Below are 25,216 nucleotides of genomic sequence, written 5' to 3'. Positions count from 1 at the left end.
TATACATAAAATATGAACCGCGAATGTTATCATAAATTTGAGCTGTGTCAAATTTACGAATATTTCTAATCAGCCTGACGACGTAAGAAAGCAGGTATATCCAGATAACCACTCTCTTTTTCTTTTGGCGCAGTATTCTGACCGCTTTTAGAAGAACCACTTACCGCATCTGGCTGAGTTTTTGACTCTGCTTTAGATGCATGCAAATTCGGTGCCGGTTTTTCTTCCGTTTTCGCTGCTGGTTGACTCACTGCTGGTTGCGGTGCTACCGCTTGTGTCTGAGGCTTACCACCTGCAACCAATGTGATGTCCGGTTTTCTTTCGTTACCAATACCAGTAGCAACAACCGTTACCCGAATTTCATCCGCCATATCAGGGTCTAACGATGTACCGATAACAACAGTGGCATTATCAGAAGCAAATGCTTTCACAGTATTACCTACTGTTTCAAATTCATCCAGACGCATATCCAGACCGGCGGTAATGTTAACAAGAACACCTCGTGCCCCGGCAAGATCAATGTCTTCAAGAAGAGGGCTTGAAATTGCCATCTCTGCCGCTTCTTCCGCCCGATCTTCGCCGCGTGCCACACCGCTACCCATCATTGCATGACCCATTTCCGACATTACCGTTCTTACATCGGCAAAGTCAACGTTAATCATACCCGGACGGGTAATCAGTTCTGCAATACCCTGAACTGCATTTTTCAATACATCATTCGCACTGGCAAAAGCTTCAAGAAGTGTGATTCCACGTCCTAATACTTTTAATAGCTTTTCATTTGGAATCGTAATCAGAGAGTCAACATGTTTAGACAGCTCATCAATACCCTGTTCAGCAAACGCCAAACGTTTCTTCCCTTCAAAGCTAAATGGTTTAGTAACCACAGCCACCGTTAAGATACCGAGATCTTTCGCGACTTCTGCAATTACCGGAGCAGCACCTGTACCGGTACCACCTCCCATACCAGCTGCGATAAATACCATATCGGCACCTTCGAGCACTTCTTTAATTCTATCTTTATCTTCAAGAGCTGCATCACGTCCAACTTGCGGGTTAGCACCTGCACCAAGACCTTTAGTGATGTCACCACCAATTTGAATAACTGTGCTTACATCCGTTTTGCGTAATGCCTGAGCATCCGTATTAACGCTGATGAACTCCACACCTTCGATGGATTCACGCACCATATGTTCTACGGCATTACCGCCGCCGCCGCCAACCCCAACGACTTTGATTACTGCATCATCGGACATTTCCATCATCGGTTCAAACATGTGTTTTCTCCGTTTTTCCTGCAACTCAGGTTAAAACTCTTTTTGTATCCAATTACGCAAACGACCCAAAAAACCGGAAACTGACTGGCGTTTAGGCACAGTGTATTCAGTCTCATCATTTATTTGACTGTCTTTTGCGTAATGAAGTAAACCAACTGCCGTAGACTGATACGGCTCTTTTACATAATCGGTTAAACCACTCACTTCAAGTGGCTTACCTACGCGAACTTGGTTGCGAAACACGCGCTCTGCGCATTCTGCCAAACCTTCAATTTGTGCGGCGCCTCCGGTGAGAACAACGCCAGCTGCGAGATGATGTTTAATTCCCTCAGCTCTTAATTTTTCCTGCACCGAATCAATGATCTGATTTACCAGCCCCATCAACTCTGTATAACGAGGTTCAATGACCTCTGACAACGTCTGACGTTGTAAACTTCTGGACGGACGCCCGCCAACACTGGGAACATTGACCGTGTCATCTTTGCTGACTAACTCACTTAACGCACAGCCATATTTTACTTTGATTTCCTCAGCATCACTGATCGGTGTCCCGAACGCAAAAGCAATATCGCTTGTCACGGCATTCCCCGCATAAGAGAACACTTCTGTATGCCTTAATGCGCCACCGGTCCAGATAGCAATGTCCATCGTACCAGCACCGATATCAACGACGCAAACACCAAGTTCACGTTCGTCTTCTGTAATCACTGCATTACTTGCAGCCAATCCGGAATAGACAAGTTGTTCAACCTTCAGACCACAACGCTCAACCGCTTTTATGATGTTTCTTGCCATGTCATTATGACAGGAAATAAGGTGAACACTAACTTCCATTCTGACACCAGACAAACCAAGAGGGTTTTTTATGCCTTCCTGGTAATCAATAGTAAATTCCTGAGGAATTACATGCAGAATTCGCTGTTCATCGCCAATTTTTATGGATTTTGCAGTGTGTATCGCACGATCCATATCATCCTGGGATACTTCTTCATCAGAAATAGTACCCATTCCTTTTTCAATCCGGCTGGCGATATGACGGCCGGAAATAGACAGGAAAACATTGGTAATCTGGCACTCAGCCATCAATTCAGCCTGATCAATTGCTCTCTGAACTGACTTTACAACGGATTCCAGATCATTGACCCCACCTTTATCCATTCCTCTGGATGGACTTGTTCCTGCGCCGATAATATTTATCTGACCATCAGGAAGTAATTCACCTACAAGAGCTGATACGGTAGCCGTTCCTACATCAAGACCAACAATAATGTTGTCATCGGTCACTTTTGTCATCTGTACTCTCTTGTTCTACTTCTTGTTCTGGAAACCAACCAACCGCAGCTCCGGTATCATAACGAAGATCGATATAGCTAATTTTATCCACTTTATTGCCAAAATAACGATATAAAGCCATAAAGCGGGTAATTCTTTCGTCTAACGAATCTTTTCCTAATTCCAGACGAATTCCGTTATCTAATATAATTTGCCAGGCACGACGTTCATTTAAAACTAAAGATGATATTTTTAAGCCCAGTTTTAAAAACTCCGGATTATAATGACGCCAGGCGGCCAATACTTCCGGCGCGGAATCTTCCGGGCCATAGAGTTTTGCATGTTCGCCTTTTATTAAGCCTATATCACCATCGAATACAACGCCATGTTCATCCAGCAATGAGTTACCATTCCATATAGCCTGAACCTGATGCTCAGTTAAAAACACTTTAATCGTATTCGGCCATTGCTTTCTGATTGCTGCATGTTCAACCCAGGGAATGCTCATTACTACTTTCTGTAACGTATCAACATCCTGAGACATGAATGTCCCCACATGATCAAGATGACTAAAGGCATCCTGAACATCTTTCGCTGTCACATAATGCAAATTACCCTGCAAAACTAAATTAGATAAGGGCAAACGTTGATCATCCCACATCCAGCTAATTGCAGAGTAAAGAATCGCTGATATTAACAAAACAACAATAATCAAAAATACTACACCGCAAGCTTGCTTGCGGATAAATACGGTTTCAGGCCACTGGCTTTTATCTGTTACTGCTTTAATCAAAGCCCACCGCCCTATTGTTAATTGTCAATTTGTAACCTTAATTCAAAAGCAATAGAAGCAAAAGCAATCATTTTAACTGACAAATTATACTGAGGTAATAAAAAGTATCAAATATTGATATTTATAAATGTTTACTTAATACCAAGTTACTTCCATTATATGACACAAAACGACTAATATTTAAACAGTTTTCATCTTCTCAATATTAAGCTCTAACGCCGCTAACTGCCTCGCTACTTTGCCAACGTCACCCGCGCCCTGCGTCAGAACCAGGTCACCATCATGCAATACATTTGCTAATACTGATGGTAGTACCTTGCTATCCGGAATAAAAATAGGATCTATCTTGCCCCGGCTACGAATGGTCCGGCATAAAGAACGACCATCAGCTCCGGCTATCGGCTTTTCTCCTGCTGGGTAAACATCCAGCATCAGCAGTACATCCACATTTTCCAGAACATTCGCAAAGTCATCATATAAATCACGTGTCCGGCTATATCGGTGAGGCTGAAAAATCATCACCAATCGTTTGTCAGCCCATCCGCTTCTTGCTGCATTGATAGTCACCCCAACTTCGGTTGGGTGATGACCATAATCATCGACTAACATCACCTGACCATTTCCTGTCTCAAAGACACCTAAATGATCAAAACGGCGCCCGGTTCCCTGAGTATTAGCCATGGCACTTAAAATTGCGCGGTCAGCGATGTCATCTTCTGTTGCAACCGCAATGGCCGCCGCCGCATTCAAAGCATTGTGACGCCCCGGAATATTCAGTGTGATGTCCAGATTCTGGTGTCCTTCACGAACAATGGTAAAGCGACCTTTCTGCCCTTCTTGCTGATAATTTTCAACCCGGACATCGGCATCTTCAGAAAAGCCATAAGTAATAACCTGACGACTGACCCGGGGGCTTAACTCCCGGATAACCGGGTCATCAATGCACAAAATAGCCTGTCCATAAAAAGGCAAATTATGCAGAAAATCAATGAACGTTTGCTTTAGGGTATCAAAATCACCGGAATAGGTATCCATATGATCAGCTTCGATGTTCGTTATGATACTCACCATTGGCTGCAGGTGCAGAAAAGAAGCATCACTCTCATCGGCTTCAGCAATTAAGATGCGGCTTGAACCCAGACGGGCATTGGTCCCGGCACTTTTAACCAAACCACCATTAATAAACGTCGGATCCAAACCAGCTTCATGATAAATTTGAGTAACCAGTGCGGTTGTTGTGGTTTTACCATGAGTTCCTGCAACCGCAATACCATGCCGGAAACGCATTAGTTCAGCCAGCATTTCTGCACGCCGGACTACAGGAATTCGTTTTTCTTTTGCTGCGACTAATTCAGGATTATCCTGAGAAATCGCAGTAGAAACAACGACAGCACTCGCCTTCTCAATATTAGATGGTTGATGACCGATATGAACTATCGCCCCAAGTTGAGATAAGCGCTCTGTTACCGCATTAACAGCAATATCTGATCCGGTAATCTGATATCCTTCATTTAGCAATACCTCTGCGATACCACTCATACCTGCCCCACCAATGCCAACAAAGTGAATGCACTTCACCCGCCGCATTTCAGGAACCATGGCACGAATTTGAGCTAAATCTTGCTTATGTTTAATTGTCATCGTTATTTCTCATGTTCTGTTATCGCAGCAATCGCATCCGCGACAATGATATCCGCATTATCTTTGGCGGCTGATTTCGCTTTTTTCGCCATTTCTAAAAGAGACGGCCTGTCAAGCCTATAAATACTGTCAGCCAGTTTTTCGGCCGTTAAATCAGGTTGCTCAATCATAAGAGCAGCTCCTGATTCCACCAGATGATCTGCATTAAGCGCCTGTTGTCTGTCTTTATGCATAAACGGAACGAATATAGCTGCAATACCTGTGGTCGAAATTTCTGACACGGTTAATGCGCCTGAACGGCACACTATCAGATCCGCCCATGCATAGGCTTGCGCCACGTCATCGATGAACTCTGAGACTTTTATTTCTGAACTAACATCACAGTCCCGATAACATTTCTCAACGTCATCAGTATTACCCTTCCCTACCTGATGAAGCACTGAGAAACCATCTCCTAACCGGGCTATTGCGGGAGGAAGGGTTTGATTTAAAATCCGGGCTCCCTGACTACCGCCCATAATAAGAATCCGGATGGGGCCTTTACGCTCGGACATTCGCTCTTCTGGCGAATCAAGCCCGGCAACATCACTTCTTACCGGATTGCCCACAACCTGAGCATCAGGGAAAGCTCCCGGGAAAGCCTGAAAGACTTTTCTGGCAATTTTCGACAACCATTGATTCGTCAATCCGGCAACGGCATTTTGTTCATGCAGAACGACTGGAATCCCCATCATCCAGGCGGCAATGCCTCCCGGCCCACTGACATATCCCCCCATCCCCAGAACTGCATCCGGCTTCCACTGTTTAAAGTGTTTTCTTGCCTGCATCACCGCACTAAGAATTTGAAATGGCGCTTTTAGCAATCGGGTAACACCTTGCCCACGAATACCCTTTACCCGGATAAAATCAATATCAATGCCATGTTTGGGGACCAAATCCGCTTCCATCCGATCCGCCGTACCAAGCCAGCGAATATCCCATCCCCGTTGTTGAAGTCGTTTCGCGACAGCAAGACCGGGAAAAACATGTCCTCCGGTTCCACCTGCCATCACAAAGAGTCTTTTATTTTTTTTCATCTTGTTCTTTATCTATTTCATAACCGGCATCCGCCAGTCGGCATTCAAAATCAATTCTGAGCAATATAGCCACTGCCACAGACATAATAATAAGACTCGATCCACCATAGCTAATCAAAGGCAGTGTCAACCCTTTAGTAGGAACAATTCCGGCTGCTGCCCCCACGTTAACCAGTGTCTGAAATGCAAACCAGATGCCAATACCAAAAGCCAGATAGCCCCCAAACGGCCGATCATGCAGAAACGCTTTTTTCCCGATATATAAGGCCTTTAATACCAACCAAAAAATCAGCACAAGCACACAAACAACACCAACGAAACCTAATTCTTCCGCGAGAACGGCAAAAACAAAATCCGTATGAGCTTCCGGCAAATATTCCAATTTCTGAATCGAGTTACCTAACCCCTGCCCGAACCACTGCCCGCGCCCAAACGCCATTAATGATTGTGTTAGCTGATAACCGCTGCCAAACGGATCTTCCCAGGGATCAAGAAATGAGGTAACACGCCGGATTCGGTAAGGTTCCGCCAGTATCAAACCAATAACCGCAAAAATGCCGGTCACCATTAAAGCGATAAACTGAGACAACTTGGCTCCGGCAATAAACAACATACCAAACAGAGTAACCAACATAACGACGACGGTGCCTAAATCAGGCTGAGACAACAATAGAACCGCCAATAACGCGAAAACCGCTATCGGCTTCATAAACCCACCAAAAAAGGTTTCCCTGACTTCATCCTGCTTCCGCAAAAGATAACCCGACATATAAACAAAAAGGGAAAGCTTTGCGACTTCGGCAGGTTGCAGATTAAACAATCCCAACGGAATCCAGCGGGATGCCCCGTTGACCGAATGCCCGGCAACCAACACAATCGCCAGAAGGAAAAAAGACACCGCCAACATGAGGGAACTCATCTTCATCCAGCGTTCTAAAGGTATCTGCACCACCACAGAAGAAACGATCAAGGCAAGAAGCAAAAATACCGCATGCCTGAACATAAAATGAAACGGTTGATCCGTTAAGCGGTAGCTGACCGGAAAGGAAGCCGACGTCACCATAACCAGCCCGATAAGCATCAACCCGAGAGAGATCCACACCAGTTGACGATCATACAGCGCTTCCGGGCTGGGTTGAGTAAACCAGCGTTTTAAAGATGAAACCCCTCTGCTTATCGACAACACATTTTCATCCTAATCAGGCATATTGATGAGCCAAACGGGCAAATGCATCACCTCTGGCCATAAAGTTTTTGAACTGATCCATGCTGGCACAGGCAGGAGATAACATCACGATGTCACCGTCCACCAGTTTGGTATGAATATTTTCGACAATCTCTTCCATGGTTTCATACAAATGCGCCGACGGGTGCAACCCCATAAACTGATTCCCATCGCGCCCGAAACAACATAATTCGACACGATGTTTAGACAACATTGGCGCTAACGGGGAAAAATCCGCGCCCTTACCAATTCCCCCCACCAGAAGATACAGCGTTCCACGATAAGTCAACCCTGACAACGCGGCTTCGGTACTGGCGACATTGGTGGCTTTCGAATCATTAATCCATAACACACCCTGTTTTTCTTCAACCAACTGACAACGATGAGTCAGCCCACGGTATGCTTTCAGCGCATCAAGAATGGAAACAAGATCGATATGTATCACATCCAGTAACGCCAGAACCGTCAATACATTCGCAACATTATGCTTACCGACCAACCGGAGATCCGATGTTTTTACGATGGGTTTCTGATGAGCTGTCAACCACTCTTCTCCATCAATGAGTGACAGGTAAAAATCGCTTTCTTTCTCAATAGAAAACCTCACCAGATCACCGGAAAAAGAATCCGGGGCAGTTGCCGGATCATCGCCATTGACGATGGCCGTTTCGGCACACTTAAAAATCCGCAGTTTCGCCTGCCGGTAAGATTCCATGGAATCGTAGCGATCCATATGATCTTCAGACACATTAAGAAATGCCGCCGCTTTAAGCGGTAAACTGTCTGTTGTTTCAAGCTGGAAACTCGATAACTCCAGAACATACAAGTCATAAGAGTGATTCAGTAACTCCAGTGCAGGCACTCCGATATTCCCGCCCACACCGACACGCAATCCCGAAGCACTGGCCAGTACGCCAGTTAAGTCCGTTACCGTACTTTTACCATTAGAGCCGGTAATCGCAATAACCGGTTTTGTTACATGCCAGGCAAATAATTCAATATCACCGACAACCGGGATCCCCTGTTCGAGCACATTCTGTATTTCTGGCGTTGCTAAAGCAATGCCCGGATTCACCACCACTAAATCCGATTCGGCAAGCCAGGCTGTATTCCAACCGCCGGTATACACATCAACGCTATGAGGAACACTATCCAGCCCGGGAGGGGACGGTCGGGTATCAATAACCTTAACTGAAACGTCTGAATGAAATCTCTTCAGATAATTCACAACCGACAGGCCGGTCATACCTAACCCGACCACAACCACATTACTGATGCCTTGCCAATGTTCCATTTTGCTACAACTCAACCAGAAAAATTATTAACGAACTTTAAGTGTTGCCAAACCAATAAGTACCAGAACGATAGAGATAATCCAGAAACGGACAATTACCCGGGGTTCCGGCCAGCCTTTCAACTCATAATGGTGATGAATCGGTGCCATTCTGAAAATACGCTGACCCCGCAACTTATAAGACCCCACCTGAAGAATGACCGAGAGCGTTTCCATCACAAATACGCCGCCCATAATAACCAGAACAAATTCCTGTCTGACTAACACCGCGATGGTTCCCAATGCCCCGCCTAAGGCCAATGAACCGACATCGCCCATAAAGACCTGAGCCGGATAAGTGTTGAACCACAGAAAGCCCAGACCAGCTCCGACAATCGCGGTACAGACGACGACCAATTCAGAAGAATAGGAAATATAAGGGATATGCAAATAGGTCGCAAAATTGACGTTACCGGTCGCCCAGGCGATCACTGCAAAACCGGCAGATACCAAAACGGTTGGCATAATGGCTAAGCCATCAAGACCGTCGGTTAAGTTCACGGCGTTGCTGGTTCCGACAATCACAAAGTAAGCTAAAACCACATAAAACAGGCCTAACTGAGGCATGATTTCTTTAAAGAAAGGAACAACCAGTTGCGTTGCGGGGGTATCATGTCCATGCAGGTAAAGTGCAAACGCCACCACCAAGGCGATTGACGACTGCCAGAAATACTTCCAGCGGGCAATTAAACCATCGGTATTCTTACGAACGACTTTGCGGTAATCGTCAACAAATCCGACAATACCATACCCCAGAAGCACAGCAAGAACTGCCCAGACATAGGGATTCGTTAAATCGGTCCACAATAACACAGTGATAAAAATGGAAGCCAAAATCATCACACCGCCCATGGTCGGTGTTCCCCGTTTACTAAAATGAGATTCAGGGCCATCATTACGAACAACTTGTCCGATTTGCATTAACTGCAAACGCTTTATCAAAATTGGTCCCATCCACAAGGAAAGACCTAAGGCCGTCAGAATACTAACAATGGCCCGAAATGATAAATATTCAAATAAGCGAAAAAATGAAAAATATGGCTGAAGATGCTCTGCAAGCCAAATAATCATAAGTATTTCTCCCTAAGAGCAGCAACAATCTTACTCATACCGGTGCTATTAGCACCTTTGATTAACAAGGTATGTTGTTGGTCTTTTTCTTTCTGTAGCTGCTGTTCAATATATTCTATTATGTCTTGATGAGATGAAAAATGAATACCATGGCACTCATCACTGATTACTTTAGCATCCGCACCATACGTCAAAACATGTTCAAAATTAAATGGTGATGCATGTTCACCGACTTGTCGGTGAAGTTCAAGGCTTTCTTTACCTAACTCTGCCATATTCCCTAAAACTAACCATCTTTTTGCAGAAAAACGACCTAACAGATCCACTGCCGCTTTCATAGCTGGAACGCTGGCATTATAACTATCATCAATAAGTTTAATATTCCCGGATATCTGCTCGACATCCACCCGTCCTTTCACATTCGGCAAGTGAGCAAGCCCCCATTGAATATCTTTCTGGCTGGCCCCCAATTCTTTCGCTACCAAAGCCGCTGCCAGTGCATTACTTACATTGTGCTCACCGACAATATTTAATTTCACGGGCAAACGTTCATCCTGAAAAACCAAATCAAATCGTGCCCGGGCCTGCTCATCCAATGCAATATTGTCGGCATAAACCGTAGCGCCATCAGAAGTAGCAGAAAACGTCTTTACCGTTTTATCAGACAAAACTGGATTCCAAAGCGCCTCTCCCTGACTATCAAGGTTAACAATTGCGGTAGAACCCGGCTTCAATCCCAGATAAATTTCACCTTTTGCTTTTTTTACACCATCAATAGAACCGAATCCTTCCAAATGAGCTGCAGCGACATTATTAACAAGGGCAATATCCGGCTTAACTAATGCTGTCGTATATTGAATTTCACCGATGTGGTTCGCTCCCAGCTCAATAATAGCGTAATCATCACTTGGCTTAGAGCGAAAAAGGGTCAGGGGAACACCGATATCATTATTAAAATTACCGGAAGTGAATAATACATTGCCTTTACGGGATAAAATGGAAGCAATCATCTCTTTTACTGTTGTCTTTCCACAGCTACCGGTAATAGCAACGGTCGGCGTCTGACACTGCTCATGCACCCATGAGGATAGCAGTCCCATTGCTTTTTTTGTGTCATTAACGACAACATGCGGCAACACGCTGCTGATATTTGCTTTCCCGTCAACAATCGCAGCCACAGCACCATTTTCTATTGCTCCGGCCAGAAAATTATGTCCGTCGAAACGCTCTCCACGTAGTGCAATAAAAAGTCCATTCTTTTCAAAATGCCGGGAATCCGTTGACACAGAAGAAATCATACGGTCTTCCCCAATTAACTGACCATTCGTAACCAGTGCGACTCGGGACAGAGGTAATTCAATCATTATATTGCCTCCAACAGAGTCTCGGCCGACTCTCTGTCTGAATAGTGAATCGTCTCTCTGCCTATGATTTGGTAATCTTCATGCCCTTTTCCGGCCAGCAAAATAATATCTTTATCATCAGCCTGATTTAATGCCGACTGCAGGGCATCAAAACGGGAATGAATCACCGTAACCTGATGCGGATTTTTTAACCCGGCTAGCATATCCTGAATAATATTCTGAGCCGGTTCTGTCCTAGGATTATCGTCAGTAAGTATCACCCGGTCAGCAAGTCGCTCTGCGACTTCTGCCATCAACGGGCGTTTCCCGGTATCTCGATCACCACCACAACCGAAAACGGCCCAAAGTTTACCTTCACAATGGATGCGCAGCGCATTTAGTGCTTTTTCTAACGCATCAGGCGTATGGGCATAATCGACCACAACTTTGGGTTTATCCGGTCTGGAGAACAATTCCATACGACCAATCACCGGGGTTAACTCCGGTGCTGTTGCCAGAAGACTCTCGCTATCCATCCCCAGAGCAAGTAATGAAGCAAAACTCAAAAACAAATTAGAAGCATTGAATTCCCCAATTAGCGGAGTCCTCAAGACTCCCGTTCCCCAGCGTCCATCATAATGAATTTCGATTCCGTGCTCGGTATATTGTGTTTTCGTTGCCCACAACGACTTTTTATTCTCACCCACTGGCTCTGATAATGAAACAGAAATGGCATTAGGCAACGACGTCATCCACGCCGCACCTTCTTTATCATCAACATTAATAATCGCATGCTCACAATGGTGAGCCGTAAACAAAGACTTTTTAGCTAAAGCATAAGAGTTCATATCACCATGATAATCAAGATGATCACGGCTTAAATTCGTAAAAATACCGACCTTAAAAGGAATCGCCTTGACACGTCCCTGAACCAAACCATGTGAGGAAACCTCAATACTGGCATATTCCGCACCCGATTGTTGGTGTGAGGCGAGAGTGGATACGATCTCAATCGGACTGCCTGTCGTATTTCTGGCGGACGACAAGTGCTGTAAAAATCCGTTACCGGTCGTTCCCATAACCGATGTTTTGTGGCCCAACAACTCCAGCCATTGAGCAATAAGCTGAGAAATGGTCGTTTTACCATTGGTCCCGGTGACTCCGATAATATTCAGATGATCCAGTGGATACAAACGTAATGCGAGTTCAGATAAAACCTGATCCAACTGATAAAAAGAAATCACCGGTGTCTCTGATAAATAAGTAACGTTACCATGTTCAGCTTCAGTATCAGACTGGGCCAGAACGAGATTAGCCCCTTTTTCTATAGCCGCCGGGATAAACTGGCGCCCATCGGCAGCATGACCGTTAACCGCCACAAAGGTATCGCCATCCACAACCATCCGGCTGTCCATTTTCAGGACCGATACCGGTAAATCTGATAATTTTTTATCTTTAATCACTATCCATGGAGCCAGCAACTCCACTAAAGACGCGCCCACGTTCATTCTCATTTCCCAATACTATTTCTGGAACTTATTTTCATCCGGAGTAACATTTAAAATCTGCAGCGCACCTTTCATGATTTTCGAAAAAACCGGTGCCGCCACCTGCCCACCGTAATACTGATCCCCTTGCGGTTCATTAATAACAACGACTAATGCAACTCTGGGATTACTAATCGGTGCAACACCGGCAGTCAGAGCAACGTATTCATCACTATAACCACCAGCTGTTGCCTTTCTGGATGTCCCGGTTTTGGCTCCGATACGATAGCCCGGAACAGCTGCTCTTATCGCGGATCCACCAGGTTGAGTTACGGTTTCAAGATAATCCAGAACCTGACGGGCATATTTTTTATCAGCAACCTGATGGGAAAGATCTTCCTGGTTATTTTCAATGATATGTATTGGCTGATATTTTCCAAGATTTCCCAAAGTTGCATAGGCATGAGCCAGTTGAATAGGTGTTACAGCTAATCCGTAACCAAAGGCCAGTGTTGCTATTTCAAATTTTGACCAACGGCGGCGGGTTGGGAAAATACCGGCCGTTTCCCCCACCAGATTCAGTCCGGAAACTTCGCCTAATCCAACGGAATTATACATACTAAGCAAAGACTCTATCGGCATTCTCAACGCCAGTTTTGTCACACCGATATTACTTGATTTTTGCAGAATTTTTTGCAGACTGGCTTTTCCGACAGGGGAAACATCCCTGACCCGGCTACCACCGATACGAAGTATGCCGTTACCGGTATCAATAATGGTATCTTTATTCGCCACCCCATTTTCAAGCGCGGCTAAAACCACGAACGGTTTTACCGTTGAACCCGGCTCAATCGAATCCGTAATCACCCGGTTTCTCATTTTATAACTCTGTAAATCGCTCCGGTTATTTGGGTTATATGAAGGGGCATTTACCATTGCCAGAACCGCCCCGGTTTTAACATCAATCATAACCGCCGAAGCCGATGTTGCCCGATGATCCGCCGCAGCCTGCTTCACCGCACGATAAGCCAGAGCCTGAAGCCGCTGATCAATGGTCAGCTCCAGATTTTTGCCTTCCTGCCTTTTATCCAGAGAAATATTTTCAACCACCCGGCCATAACGATCTTTCCGGATCACCTGCTTACCCGGTTCACCAGTCAGCCATTTATCGTAACTGCGCTCCACTCCTTCCAGACCATGTCCGTCAATCCCGGTAACACCCACTAAATGAGCACTGATTTCACCAGATGGATAATAGCGTTTTGATTCGGCTTTCAGCCCGATACCGCTTAATTTCAGCTCCCGTACATATTTTGCCATGGCCGGATTGACCTGACGTTGCAGATAAACAAAACGGCGTGTTTTGTTTTTTTCAATTTTCCGGATAAGTCCTTTCCGGTTCAATCCCAAAACATCAGCCAGCGCATACCAACGCTTTACATCCTTTAGCTCATCTTTTTTAATTATCGTGGCAGGATCAGCCCAGACAGCTTCAACCGGTACACTCACTGCCAAAGGCTCGCCATTCCTATCCGTAATAATTCCCCGGGCAGACGGAAGCGTTTTCGCCCGGACAGAGCGTAAATCGCCCTGATGAATCAGATTATCCGGCTGAATTATTTGAATATAAGCAACGCGGCCAACAAGTGCGGAAAACGCCACCAGGACAAAAGCAACGATCAGATAAAACCGCCAGCGGATAAAAATACTTTTGTCGTCTGTTTTTGTCTTTTTGAGCACGGTTTTTTCGGAATGAGATGGTTTTTTCATGGTTGAGAAATTATCACTTCTTTATCTGCATCAGGTCGCTTCATATCCAGTTCTTTTTTAGCAATTTGTTCGACCCGACTGTGTTCTGAAAGTGCGGTTTCTTCAATCAGCTGATTCCGCCATTCATTATCCAGATGATCCCGTTCTATCATTTCCTGTTCATTTTTAGAAATAGCCTGTCGGCTCTGGTGGGTTGAAAAAACCACGCCCATAGCACTGGCACCTATCAGTATCATTAAAATGAGTGGAATCCGGCCAACCGTAAAAAGATCTTTGGCAATTAATTTTGCAAGATTAGGATAACGAGATTGTTGAAACATTAAATTTTTTCCGCCACTCGTAATACAGAACTTCTGGAACGGGGATTCATTTCTATTTCGTCTTTGGACGGCTTAATTGCTTTCCCAGCCAACTTAAGCTTAGCACTGCCCAATGCTTTGATTTGTTCGTCGGTTAAAGGTAAACCATGAGGAATTTCCGGTCCCTTGCTTTCCTTTCTCATAAACCGCTTCACCATCCGGTCTTCGAGAGAATGAAAACTGATCACAGATAAACGCCCTTCCGGAGCTAAAATCGCTAATGCACCTTTCAGTGCAACATCAATTTCTTCCAGTTCGCTGTTAATGTATATACGAAACGCCTGAAATGTTCTTGTTGCCGGGTGTTTTTTCTCTTTAAAACTCTTAGGTGCCGCTTCCGATATTAATTTCGCAAGCTGACCGGTTCTGGTCAATGGGGGATTATCTTCATTTTCCCGGTACGCAATAATTGCTTTCGCTATTCGTCTTGCGTGTTTATCTTCCCCAAACTCCCGGATAACCCAAGTGATATCATCGAGTTCGGCTTCTGACAACCACTGTGCGACCGAAACACCTGAAGTGGGATCCATTCTCATATCTAACGGACCGTCTTTCATAAAACTGAATCCACGGTCGGCATCATCTAACTGGGGAGAGGAAACCCCAAGATCAAACAAAACACCATCAACTTTATTATTCAGATTATACTCTTCTGCGTATTTCTGAATACCAGAAAACGGTCCATGGATAATGGTAAACCGGGGGTCGTTGATCGTTTTTGCTTCTTCAATCGCCTGCGGGTCTCTGTCGATACTAAAAAGTCGTCCGTTTGGGCCCAGTTTAGATAAGATGACCCGGCTGTGACCACCCCGGCCAAATGTACCATCAATATAGGTACCATCCGGCTTTATTGCCAATCCATCGATTGATTCGTTCAACAGTACAGAGATATGTTTGAAAGCTTGCGTCATTTTGTTCTCATTGCGCTAAAAAGGCGTATAGCGACTTATGGTATTAGAATGATAGCATCAGAGCCAGTAATTCAGTCCGGGAGATGTGATTTTTCCCCAAGTTTAATGGATTTCATTGCCTCATCGTCAATAAAAAGTAAATCCACAGCAACAATATTACAGCGGACTAAACCTATCGGGTCATCGTATTTTGACTTTTTTGTCAGTACTTATTCAGAATTGCGTTTTTTTCAGCCTTTAGTGTCTCTATTTTTCTATCGATCTCATTTAATCGCTGCTTATCGTACAGACTGATATTGGCCGGGGAAATAAAAACCGCACAGGCACGCAATGAATCCGCGGTATGTTTTGTGAACCCCCGCAATAACACAGAGTAATCTTCAATCACCGATTTATATTGGTTATGCACTCTGACTGACATCTCATAACCGGCTTTAGCCTGAGCAATAAACTGCCGCATCTGTGCCGCATTTTGTTTACTTAGCGCAACATAACCAGCATTGTCGGAATTCACAAATAAACGGCCTGAAAAAGCCAAAGGAGCGTGTTGGTCAACCCGAAGTTTCAGATACACTACGTCTTCCGGTGCTTTGAGATGTTGATCAATCTGAAAGGTAAGCATAAATTTAAGATCCCCTTCAACCGAAACATCACACCGGGTTCCGATCTGCCGTAAAGGATTGACCGCATATGACATCTGATTGCTGGTGTATTCAATTCTGTCACTGTCTGGTAACAGATAATGAATCTCCGACCAGCCATTGGCAATGTACCGGGTATCGTGTGTAAACTCATCAACACTCTTACTGCTTCGCCATACCTGATTAAAATGCTCACCAGCCATCCCTGAAAAACTCGCGATAAGAGTCAGAATCATGAATATCAATGTTTTCATCTGGCTTAACGTTCTATGGCTAACAGATGCAATTATAGTACGTCGTAGCCAGCACTGTTTTATAATCGTAGGCTAACTAACACAAGCATATGCCTTCATACTGTTTTCGTCAGGAGGTGAGAATGATAACGGCTTCACAGCCGCCATCAGGATGAGTTCCAATATGAAACTGCCAGCCATAACGGTGGCACAAATCATCAACAATCATTAGCCCTAATCCATGGCCATCAGAATCAGGTATGGGAGAGAAACCTTCCCCTTCATCCCGGACAGAAATCCGATTGTCTTCCATTGCAATATGAATCGAGCCAGCTGATGTCGCCGCGATACTATTACGTATCAGATTGCCAAGAACGATGGTGATAACTGCGTTGGTGGCTCTTGTGACTGGATTGCCATTGATCTGAACCTCAAAGCGGAGCGCTTTTTCATCGGCCTGCATTTGGCTAAGAGAAATAATCCGGGTCAGTTCTTCTTCGGTAATGGTTCTCAACGGCGCATCATCGGCATTTCGCTCATAACGAACCAAACCAAGCAGCGCATCGACTATGGTCGACATTTGCTCCGTAGCATCCTGGATACGCTGAACCTGACGAACCTGAAATTCCGTGCTGGCACCTCTTGCCATCAGGCTGTTAGAACCTTTCATAACAGTAAGTGGGGTTCTTAACTCATGACTCGCATAGCGGGCAAAAGCCTGCTCACGTTTGATTACCTGATTAATTTTATGACGATATTGATTGAGTTCATCCGCCAGTGTCTGGAACTCTTTTGCAGAACTGTCCGGAACACTAAAAATCTGAGAGGGATCCCCCTGACTCTTGTCCAACTGACTTTTCAGTATATTTACGGGTTCAATTAACTGCTGAGACAATCTAAGTAACAAGCTGCCAAACAAAAAAATTAGTACGGCAACAACAGCAAGCACCGATGCAACCACCAGAATAAACTCCCGGGACGTAATTTCAGTTTCATCAATAAGGGAAACCAGAATGACCGGGTGCTCTATTCCCTTGTCGGTATAAGAACTCATGTAAATCATTCTCGAATCCGGTTCATCTCCTACTTCACCAAGAAAGTGTTTTTGCCCGACCAGATATTTTTGAAAGCTCTTAGGTACCAAATGAATATCATTGTACGCTGTGGTAAGCAAATCAAGCTTGATACGGCTCTGTTCCGGATGAGACTGAAAATAAAGGACGGCTTCTTTTTTATCAATCATGATACGGCGCTCACCAACCCGATCTTCAGACCAGGTCAGAGAACCGGCGATCAATAAAAAACAGAAGATACCAATAACCACTGAGACAAAAGAGAAAAACAGCGCCAGACTGCTTTTCATACTCTGAGTGCTTTTAGTTCGGTTAAACAGTTGAAAAATCATTCACCTGACTCCAGACGAAAGCCAACTTTGGTGATGGTCTTAAGCAGTTGCTTTTCAAACGGTCTGTCAAGCTGATTTCTCAATTGGTAAATATGACTGCGCAACACATCGTTGTTTGGCTCGTTTTCCTGCCACAGACGAAATGCAATGTCTTCCCGGGTAACGACGTTTGGGGCACTTTTCACTAACATTTCCAAAATCGTGTAAGTTGTGGGATTTAGTGCCAGCAGCTTGTCCTGACGGTATGCTTTATGCGTTTTCTGATCAATGGTCACTTCACCATATTCCAGTTTCGAAGCAGCGACAGCCCCCCGGTAACGGCGGATCAATGCCGTCATGCGGGCCTCTAAAATATCGAGATCAAAAGGTTTCGCAAGGTAATCATCTGCGCCATGCCGGAACCCTTTTAGCATATCTTCCCGGCTATCCAGTGCCGTAAGCATAAGCACGGGCGTATTGTTACCGGAATCCCGGAGCATATTACACATCGTCAGACCATCCATGCGGGGTAGCATGAGATCAAGCAGGATGATGTCAAATGTATTTTCCTGCGCCAGTTTCAACCCAAGCTCACCGTTATCCGCATAATCAAGTTCCATACCGGCACACTCAAAATAATCGAACAACATGCCTGCAATTTCCCGATTATCTTCCACCAAAAGCACGCGTTTCATGTATTTCTCTCCAATGATCGATACAACCGCATTCATGATCCGTTTTATATGACCATTATTTACTAAACATGTGAAAAAAATGTCAATAACATTTCTTTCACATGGCGATTTGTAGACTGCAGTTATTCATCGGATACTGTGGAAAAGTCGTATGTCAAACTTAAATATATACACTGCCGCCTTTTCAAGGGGCACTCAATACCCTGATTCTAACCCCGTTTTATCGGTTGTCGTCCCATTTTTCAACGAGCAGGAAGTGCTTACGGAATTCCATCGGCGTTTAACGGCGGTTTTGGATGCCATGCCGGAACACTGTGAAATTATTTATGTTGACGATGGCAGTAAAGACAACAGCCTTAGGATCACGCAGTCCTTTACTCAATCGTCCAGCGACATTCGCTGTATTTCACTGAGTCGCAATTTTGGTAAAGAATCGGCTATGAGCGCCGGATTAGAACACAGCAAGGGGGAAGCCATTGTTGTGATTGATTCGGATTTGCAGGATCCTCCGGAGCTTATTCCGAAAATGGTATCCCGATGGCGTGAAGGGTATGACGTTGTGAACATGCAACGAAGTGAGCGCCACGGTGAAACCTGGTTCAAACGTTTCTCTGCCGCTTGTTTCTACAAAGTCCTCAATAGTATGGCAAAACTGGAGGTTCCTGAGAACGTTGGTGATTTCCGGTTACTCAATGCCAAAGTTGTCAGTCACATCAATACGCTTCCTGAACGTAACCGTTATATGAAAGGCATTTTTTCCTGGCCAGGATTCAGGCAAATCACCATTCCGTTCGAACGAGATGCCCGTTTTTGTGGTGAAACGAAGTGGAATTATCTCAAACTGATTGGTTTAGCCATGGATGGCATCACGTCATTTTCTATCCGGCCACTGCGTCTGGCGACACTGGCAGGCATTTTAGTGGCATTCAGTGCCTTTCTTTACGGTGTGTTCATTGTAATGAAAACGGTGGTTTTTGGTGAGCCGGTTTCTGGTTACCCATCCACGATGGTCGCTCAGCTGGCTCTGGGGGGCGTACAACTGCTTTCCATTGGCTTATTGGGTGAATACATCGGACGCATTTTTATCGAAACCAAACAGCGCCCACTATATCTGGTTCAGTCTGTTTACGAGCAACCGGCAAAACACAGTTCAATTCATTGTATGGCATCTAAACTGGAAGAAACGGCATAACCAACCATGAACATTACTAAAACTCATTTATGGGTCTTGCTGGCCTTTGCTCTTTTGATCCGCCTGATCTCACTCGCTACATACCCATTAATGGACAGCACAGAAGCACGCTATGGTGAAATGGCCCGTCTGATGGTGGAAACTCATAACTGGCTAACGCCTCAGTTTGATTATGGTATCCCTTTTTGGGGCAAACCCCCTATGTTCACCTGGATGAGTGCCTATGGTATTGAACTGTTTGGACTGAATGAATTTGCGGTTCGGGCTCCTCATTGGCTGGCAGGTGTTGTCACCATTATACTCACAGCGTTTATGGCAAAACGGGCCGGTTTTAGTGCATTGATTGCCGCGCTGGTGCTAGCAACCTGTGGTATTTTTTCCATAGCGGCGGGCGCCGTGATGACAGACATGGCACTCACACTCGCTATGACCATCGCCATGATGGGTTTTTACTATTGCTGGTCAGGTAAAGATAAATACTGTCGCTTATGGGGATATCTTAGCTTTTTCGGTCTGGCATCCGGATTGTTGGCAAAAGGCCCGGTCGCTCTTGTTATCATGGGCATTGCCGTTTTCCCCTGGTTAGTCATTCAACACGGTTTTATCAACGCATTCAAAGTATTGTGGCAACGTTTCCCAATCGTTTCCGGTGTCGCGTTAATGCTGGCGATAGCCCTGCCCTGGTATATTATGGCAGAAAGAGCGACCCCCGGGTTTATCGATTACTTCATCGTAGGTGAACATTTCAAACGCTATATTATTAGTGGCTGGAAAGGCGATCTGTATGGCTCCGCTCATGTCCATACACGTGGTATGATTTGGTTGTTTTGGCTATATTCAGCCGCCCCCTGGTCTATTGTTCTGCCTGTTATCGCATGGAAACGCCGTAATCTGTTAAAGACGCTGGAACCCGATCATAAAAAACTGTTCAGTTATTTATTGTGTTGGTTGATCTCACCAATGATCCTGTTCACTCTGGCAGGAAACATACTGCCTGCTTATGTTCTTCCGGGTGTTCCTGCGATTGGTATTTTAATCGCCATGCTGGTCGATAAGCATGATTTCAGATGGGTAACCGGTGTGGCCGCTTTGGTACCCGTATTATTGATGATTGCCATGTTAGTGATGAACATGGGCAGAGCAGACCGGCGCAGTGATCGCGTGATATTTGAACACATCACAGATAATGCACCAGTCTTCTATGTCGGTCACCGCCCATTTTCCGGTCAGTTTTACAGTCGGGGCAAAGCGAAGCAACTTAAAAATAACAACGAGCTAAATCATTTGAGCCGGTTCCACCTGATAGGCAAAGAAGCCGAAGTGTACGCATTAATTCACGCTCAGTCCTTAAGCTGCACATACGAGTTCACAGCAAAATCTAAACGCTCACTCTATACCTGCCTTGCCAGATAATCTGATGAAACAACTATTAAAATTTGCACTTATTGGGGGTATCGGTTTTATCGTCGATACCTTCTTCTTTACAATCCTGTTTAAAGGTTTTGATCTGGATCTGATGCTTGCCCGTAGCATCGCCTTTTTACTTGCGGCTACAACAACATGGTTTGGTAACCGTCGGCTCACTTTTTCACAATTCCAACAGCCGAAGGCTTTTGCTCAGTGGAAAAAATTCATGGTCACAGCCTGCATCGGTGCATTGCCCAACTTTGCGGTATTTAAGATGGTGGTATTACTGACAGGAGCACAAGGCACACTAATATATGTCGCTCTGGTACTGGGAATTCTCTCGGGGATGTGCTGTAACTATGTTCTCAGTACAAAATGGGTATTTCGTTAGAAAGGTATAAAAGTACCGATATACGAACGACTCAGAAATGAAATCACTATGATCCACATATGGGTTTATAACATCAGCTGTTTTACAAGGCCTCACAGCCTCTGTAAGGCCTTGTAAAAACAAAAAGTTGGAGCCGACATATAAGCCGGGTTCTGTACCACTTTCGTGGCAGTAGCCATTCCTCTAGGTCAGCAATCGCTCACTGACTCAAGCAACCTACCCGCCTCCTGACGCGAGCCACGCCATATGGAAGCCTATTTGGTCTTGCTCCGGGTGGAGTTTACCCTGCTACGAACTGTTGCCAGTCGCACGGTGCGCTCTTACCGCACCCTTTCACCCTTACCTGTACCCATATGGGTCATCGGCGGTCTTCTCTCTGCTGCACTTGTCGTAAGCTTGCGCTTCCCAGGCGTTACCTGGCACCCTGCTCTACGGAGCCCGGACTTTCCTCCCCCTTATCAGTCTCCCCGGTACTAGACCAAGGGACATCAATAAGGCAGCGACTACCCAGTCAACTCCGGGGCGGATTGTATAGGGAATACCGGTCACTGTCTAGAAAAGGTCAACTCTCTTCTGACAAACGGATAAAAAACCAACAAAGAGACACTATTTACTTAATCCAGATTGTCTAATCCCCACTTATAAAGCGCATTTTTTTTCAGATTATAAATCTCCGCGACAGCAGCGGCGGCTTTTTTCAATGGTAATGATTTAACCAGAATCGTTAATGCACGTGTCGCTTCTGCGGATAATACCTCTTCTCCGGGTTGTCTGTAACCGTGAACCAGCAATACCATTTCACCTTTACGACGATTTTCATCTTCTCCCATCCAAAGAATCAGTTCTCCCAAAGGCATTCCCTGAATGGTTTCAAATGTTTTTGTCAGTTCTCTCGCAATTACCACCTCTCTGCCCGGACCAAGCACATCCAGCATGTCTTCCAGCGACGGAATAATCCGGTGTGGTGATTCGTAAAAAATGCAGGTTCTTTCAACCTGAGCGATTTCCTGTAGTTTATCTTTACGTGCTTTGGTTTTCGGAGGCAAAAAACCTTCAAAACTAAAACGATCAGACGGCAGCCCGGCAGCACTAAGAGCGGTAATCACAGCACAAGCCCCTGGCAAAGGGACAACTTTTACACCAGCCTGACGACAACGACTCACAAGATGGTATCCTGGATCGCTGATTAATGGAGTGCCTGCATCAGAAACTAACGCAATAGATTGCCCTGACAATAGTCGTTCGACTAGAATGTCAGCTTTGTTCTGCTCGTTATGATCATGTAGTGCAAACGTTTTTGTTTGAATATTGAAATGAGATAATAGTTTTCCGGTATGCCGGGTGTCTTCAGCAGCCACAACATCAACAGAGCTTAAAACATCCAAAGCTCTCTGAGTGATGTCACCTAAATTACCAATAGGAGTCGGTACTATATATAGGATCGAGCTTTCCTGCTGAAAAGTTTTATTATCTGTCATTTGTTTACCATTACTTCAAAGATTATTATAGAGTTAATTACACCGGAAAAAGTTAACAGCTCAGTGCTATGAAAAATCGAATCAAACTAAGCGTAACACGCACATTAGCTCCTGTCGCCCTTGCGATATCCATGGCAGCGTGTACCACAACCGCACCTTTAAGTAACACTGTCGACATTACTCAGGCTCCAACTCACAACATTCAGTCTTACCTGGTCAAGGCTGACAGCAGTCAGGGAACACTACAGAACGATTGGTTGATCATGGCATTAAAAGCCGCCGTTCAGAAAGGTGACACAACCCAGGCCAATTTGCTTCTTCTGCGTCTGAAAAAAGCCACGTTAAACGAAGGTCAAAGTGCCGAGCAGCAATTAGCGAATGCACATCTTTTAATGATGCAGGATCAATATAATGCCGCATCACGGCAACTGGAATTCAAACCATGGTGGAAATTATCCAATTCTCAATGGCTCGCATTCTATCAGACTAAAGCCCAAATCAATACGAAACTGGAAAATTGGTTTACCGCTGCTAAATCTTTGGTTCATACTTATGACTTAACACAGGATAACGATACACAGGAACAGATTGCACAGCAAATCTGGGTATCATTAAGTCATTATTCTGAAGATGAAATTACTGAATTAAAACTCAACCCGAATGAAGACGAACTGGACGGATGGGTTCAGCTTGCTATTTATGTCAAAACCCTAAAAGGCAATTTGTCACAACTGAAAAACACACTGACTAAATGGATAGAAGAAAACCCGACACATCCGGCCGCCATTCACCAGCCAGAAGCCATCACTTCCATTCTGGCGTTAAAAGTGTCGGCACCACTTCATACCGCATTGCTTTTGCCTATTAGTGGTAAGTTTTCTCAGCAGGCTCAGTTGATCCGGGATGGTTTCATGTTTTCGATGATGAATGATCACAACAGAGATCCTAATGCAACCCTTACCATTATCGATACCAATGCAGAGTCCATGGAACAAATCGAAAACCGGTTAGAAGGTTCAGACATTGACTTTGTGGTCGGGCCGCTGATTAAAAATAATATTCTGACTCTCAAAGAACTGGAGAAAAAAAGACACCATCCCCTCGCAATGCTGGCACTTAATATTCCGGATAAGATCGATCCTTCAGAAAACACCTGCTATTTTGCACTGTCACCAGAGCAGGAAGCCCATCAGGCCGCAAAACATCTGTTCCGTGAAGGTTATCGATATCCACTCATTCTTGCGCCAAACAGTTCATTTGGACAACGTGTTATTCATGCATTTGACGCCGAATGGTCGAAATACAGCAAAAACCCGGTTGCGGTTTCGAATTTTACCGACAAACGAAAATTACAAAAAGACATTAATGCCGTATTCGGCTTAAAAGCGAGCCAGCAGAATATTACCCAGATGCAATCATTACTGGGTATGAAATTAGAATCTCAACCCCGCAGCCGCCGCGATATCGATGCGGTTTATATCGTAGCTAATAGCGCAGAACTAACCCTGATTAAACCTTTTATTGAAGTTGCCATCAATCCGGATACCACCCCTCCGAAACTTTTTTCAAGCTCCCGGAGTAACAGTGGGAAAAAACAATATGAGGATTTAAGCGGTGTTTCTTATAGCGATATTCCATTATTGATAGAACCGAAAGCCGATGTAGCCAGACAATTAAAAGCATTGTGGCCAAAGGAATCGTTTGCAGAGAAACGGTTGAAAGCAATGGGAATGGATGCATATCAATTACTTATGGAACTTCCTCAGATGAAAGTTGTCAAAGGATATCAGGCGGACGGAGAAACCGGTAAGCTAAGTATTGATAACCAGTGCGTGGTACAGCGGGAACTCAGTTGGGGAGAGCATGAAGCTCTTTAATTCAACAAGAGTTGTCGGCTCAAATTATGAGAACATGGCTTTGACTTACCTGATCCGTCAGGGAATGAAGCCTGTTGCTCGGAATTTTAATTGCCGTGGTGGCGAGTTAGACCTGATCATGAAAGATAAAGAAGCATTTGTCTTTATTGAGGTCAAATACCGGAAGGATCAGTATCATGGTCATGCGGCAGAGGCGGTCACGCCCACAAAGAAAAAAAGACTTATTAAAGCGTCAACTGTCTGGTTATTAAAAAATAACTACTCGCTTTATGACACAGAATTTAGATTTGATGTGATTGCCATTCATGATGAAGGTAAGCATATCGAATGGTTTAAAAACGCAATCACTCAGGATTAAAC

The 25,216-nt window shown here is 44.8% G+C and carries 22 protein-coding genes and 1 other RNA gene; 5 read left to right on the top strand and 18 right to left on the bottom strand.

What is annotated here, in order from left to right; genetic code table 11:
* Nucleotides 1–65 precede the first annotated feature (65 nt).
* The 16 genes from ftsZ to LRQ06_RS10245 form a co-directional block, all read right to left on the bottom strand.
* Complete coding sequence (ftsZ, locus tag LRQ06_RS10320) at nucleotides 66–1,277, bottom strand: cell division protein FtsZ (protein WP_232766246.1); 1,212 nt, start codon at nucleotides 1,275–1,277, stop codon at nucleotides 66–68.
* A gap of 30 nt (nucleotides 1,278–1,307) precedes the next feature.
* Nucleotides 1,308–2,570, bottom strand: coding sequence for a cell division protein FtsA (ftsA, locus tag LRQ06_RS10315; RefSeq protein ID WP_232766245.1), 1,263 nt, complete (start codon nucleotides 2,568–2,570; stop codon nucleotides 1,308–1,310).
* Entirely contained in the window at nucleotides 2,551–3,294 is a 744-nt protein-coding gene (locus LRQ06_RS10310) for a cell division protein FtsQ/DivIB (RefSeq protein ID WP_373054827.1), read from the bottom strand. The genes ftsA and LRQ06_RS10310 overlap by 20 nt, the downstream gene beginning before the upstream one ends.
* A 228-nt stretch (nucleotides 3,295–3,522) precedes the next feature.
* Nucleotides 3,523–4,983: a UDP-N-acetylmuramate--L-alanine ligase gene (murC, locus tag LRQ06_RS10305; RefSeq protein ID WP_232766243.1), complete on the bottom strand. Its 1,461-nt coding sequence runs from the start codon at nucleotides 4,981–4,983 to the stop codon at nucleotides 3,523–3,525.
* Between the two features lie 2 nt (nucleotides 4,984–4,985).
* Nucleotides 4,986–6,059 carry an undecaprenyldiphospho-muramoylpentapeptide beta-N-acetylglucosaminyltransferase gene (gene murG / locus LRQ06_RS10300; protein WP_232766242.1) on the bottom strand — a complete coding sequence of 358 codons (1,074 nt, stop codon included), beginning with the start codon at nucleotides 6,057–6,059 and terminating at the stop codon, nucleotides 4,986–4,988.
* Complete coding sequence (gene ftsW, locus LRQ06_RS10295) at nucleotides 6,046–7,242, bottom strand: cell division protein FtsW (protein ID WP_232767145.1); 1,197 nt, start codon at nucleotides 7,240–7,242, stop codon at nucleotides 6,046–6,048. The genes murG and ftsW overlap by 14 nt, the downstream gene beginning before the upstream one ends.
* Before the next feature lie 16 nt (nucleotides 7,243–7,258).
* Complete coding sequence (gene murD, locus LRQ06_RS10290; RefSeq protein WP_232766241.1) at nucleotides 7,259–8,578, bottom strand: UDP-N-acetylmuramoyl-L-alanine--D-glutamate ligase; 1,320 nt, start codon at nucleotides 8,576–8,578, stop codon at nucleotides 7,259–7,261.
* A gap of 27 nt (nucleotides 8,579–8,605) precedes the next feature.
* Nucleotides 8,606–9,688, bottom strand: coding sequence for a phospho-N-acetylmuramoyl-pentapeptide-transferase (mraY, locus tag LRQ06_RS10285; RefSeq protein WP_232766240.1), 1,083 nt, complete (start codon nucleotides 9,686–9,688; stop codon nucleotides 8,606–8,608).
* A complete protein-coding gene (locus tag LRQ06_RS10280; protein WP_232766239.1) occupies nucleotides 9,685–11,052 on the bottom strand; it encodes a UDP-N-acetylmuramoyl-tripeptide--D-alanyl-D-alanine ligase in 1,368 nt (455 codons plus the stop codon). The genes mraY and LRQ06_RS10280 overlap by 4 nt, the downstream gene beginning before the upstream one ends.
* Nucleotides 11,052–12,539 carry a UDP-N-acetylmuramoyl-L-alanyl-D-glutamate--2,6-diaminopimelate ligase gene (gene murE, locus LRQ06_RS10275; protein ID WP_232766238.1) on the bottom strand — a complete coding sequence of 496 codons (1,488 nt, stop codon included), beginning with the start codon at nucleotides 12,537–12,539 and terminating at the stop codon, nucleotides 11,052–11,054. Before murE ends, LRQ06_RS10280 begins: the two co-directional genes overlap by 1 nt.
* 15 nt (nucleotides 12,540–12,554) lie before the next feature.
* Nucleotides 12,555–14,288 (bottom strand): penicillin-binding transpeptidase domain-containing protein, encoded by a 1,734-nt coding sequence (locus LRQ06_RS10270; protein WP_232766237.1) that lies wholly within the window; start codon nucleotides 14,286–14,288, stop codon nucleotides 12,555–12,557.
* A complete protein-coding gene (gene ftsL, locus LRQ06_RS10265) occupies nucleotides 14,285–14,608 on the bottom strand; it encodes a cell division protein FtsL (RefSeq protein ID WP_232766236.1) in 324 nt (107 codons plus the stop codon). Before ftsL ends, LRQ06_RS10270 begins: the two co-directional genes overlap by 4 nt.
* Nucleotides 14,608–15,558: a 16S rRNA (cytosine(1402)-N(4))-methyltransferase RsmH gene (rsmH, locus tag LRQ06_RS10260; protein ID WP_232766235.1), complete on the bottom strand. Its 951-nt coding sequence runs from the start codon at nucleotides 15,556–15,558 to the stop codon at nucleotides 14,608–14,610. Before rsmH ends, ftsL begins: the two co-directional genes overlap by 1 nt.
* Before the next feature lie 202 nt (nucleotides 15,559–15,760).
* Nucleotides 15,761–16,453, bottom strand: coding sequence for a hypothetical protein (locus tag LRQ06_RS10255; protein WP_232766234.1), 693 nt, complete (start codon nucleotides 16,451–16,453; stop codon nucleotides 15,761–15,763).
* A gap of 109 nt (nucleotides 16,454–16,562) precedes the next feature.
* The gene (locus tag LRQ06_RS10250; RefSeq protein WP_232766233.1) at nucleotides 16,563–17,837 is read right to left on the bottom strand and encodes a sensor histidine kinase; all 1,275 of its coding nucleotides are present in this window, start codon (nucleotides 17,835–17,837) and stop codon (nucleotides 16,563–16,565) included.
* Complete coding sequence (locus LRQ06_RS10245) at nucleotides 17,834–18,511, bottom strand: response regulator transcription factor (RefSeq protein ID WP_232766232.1); 678 nt, start codon at nucleotides 18,509–18,511, stop codon at nucleotides 17,834–17,836. The genes LRQ06_RS10250 and LRQ06_RS10245 overlap by 4 nt, the downstream gene beginning before the upstream one ends.
* Nucleotides 18,512–18,662: 151 nt before the next feature.
* Here LRQ06_RS10245 and LRQ06_RS10240 point away from each other — a divergent pair, with 151 nt between their 5' ends.
* Genes LRQ06_RS10240 through LRQ06_RS10230 form a run of 3 tightly spaced genes read left to right on the top strand, consistent with a single transcriptional unit; the run spans nucleotide 18,663 to nucleotide 21,501 of the window.
* A complete protein-coding gene (locus tag LRQ06_RS10240; RefSeq protein WP_232766231.1) occupies nucleotides 18,663–19,703 on the top strand; it encodes a glycosyltransferase family 2 protein in 1,041 nt (346 codons plus the stop codon).
* A gap of 6 nt (nucleotides 19,704–19,709) precedes the next feature.
* Nucleotides 19,710–21,116, top strand: coding sequence for an ArnT family glycosyltransferase (locus tag LRQ06_RS10235; RefSeq protein ID WP_232766230.1), 1,407 nt, complete (start codon nucleotides 19,710–19,712; stop codon nucleotides 21,114–21,116).
* Between the two features lie 4 nt (nucleotides 21,117–21,120).
* Nucleotides 21,121–21,501: a GtrA family protein gene (locus LRQ06_RS10230; protein ID WP_232766229.1), complete on the top strand. Its 381-nt coding sequence runs from the start codon at nucleotides 21,121–21,123 to the stop codon at nucleotides 21,499–21,501.
* Between the two features lie 125 nt (nucleotides 21,502–21,626).
* Here LRQ06_RS10230 and rnpB read toward each other — a convergent pair.
* Nucleotides 21,627–22,020, bottom strand: an RNA gene (gene rnpB, locus LRQ06_RS10225) — RNase P RNA component class A.
* Between the two features lie 95 nt (nucleotides 22,021–22,115).
* Nucleotides 22,116–22,979 carry a 16S rRNA (cytidine(1402)-2'-O)-methyltransferase gene (gene rsmI, locus LRQ06_RS10220; protein ID WP_232766228.1) on the bottom strand — a complete coding sequence of 288 codons (864 nt, stop codon included), beginning with the start codon at nucleotides 22,977–22,979 and terminating at the stop codon, nucleotides 22,116–22,118.
* A 68-nt stretch (nucleotides 22,980–23,047) separates the two neighbouring features.
* On the opposite strand from rsmI, the gene LRQ06_RS10215 reads away from it, so the two are divergent.
* Both LRQ06_RS10215 and LRQ06_RS10210 read left to right on the top strand, forming a co-directional pair.
* Nucleotides 23,048–24,856 (top strand): penicillin-binding protein activator, encoded by a 1,809-nt coding sequence (locus LRQ06_RS10215; RefSeq protein WP_232766227.1) that lies wholly within the window; start codon nucleotides 23,048–23,050, stop codon nucleotides 24,854–24,856.
* Nucleotides 24,843–25,214 carry a YraN family protein gene (locus LRQ06_RS10210; protein ID WP_232766226.1) on the top strand — a complete coding sequence of 124 codons (372 nt, stop codon included), beginning with the start codon at nucleotides 24,843–24,845 and terminating at the stop codon, nucleotides 25,212–25,214. Before LRQ06_RS10215 ends, LRQ06_RS10210 begins: the two co-directional genes overlap by 14 nt.
* Nucleotides 25,215–25,216: the final 2 nt, after the last annotated feature.

Source organism: Vibrio salinus (assembly GCF_021272385.1).
Lineage (GTDB): Bacteria > Pseudomonadota > Gammaproteobacteria > Enterobacterales > Vibrionaceae > Vibrio > Vibrio salinus.
Note: the sequence above shows the minus strand (reverse complement) of the source record. Positions and strands in the feature narration are given on the sequence as shown.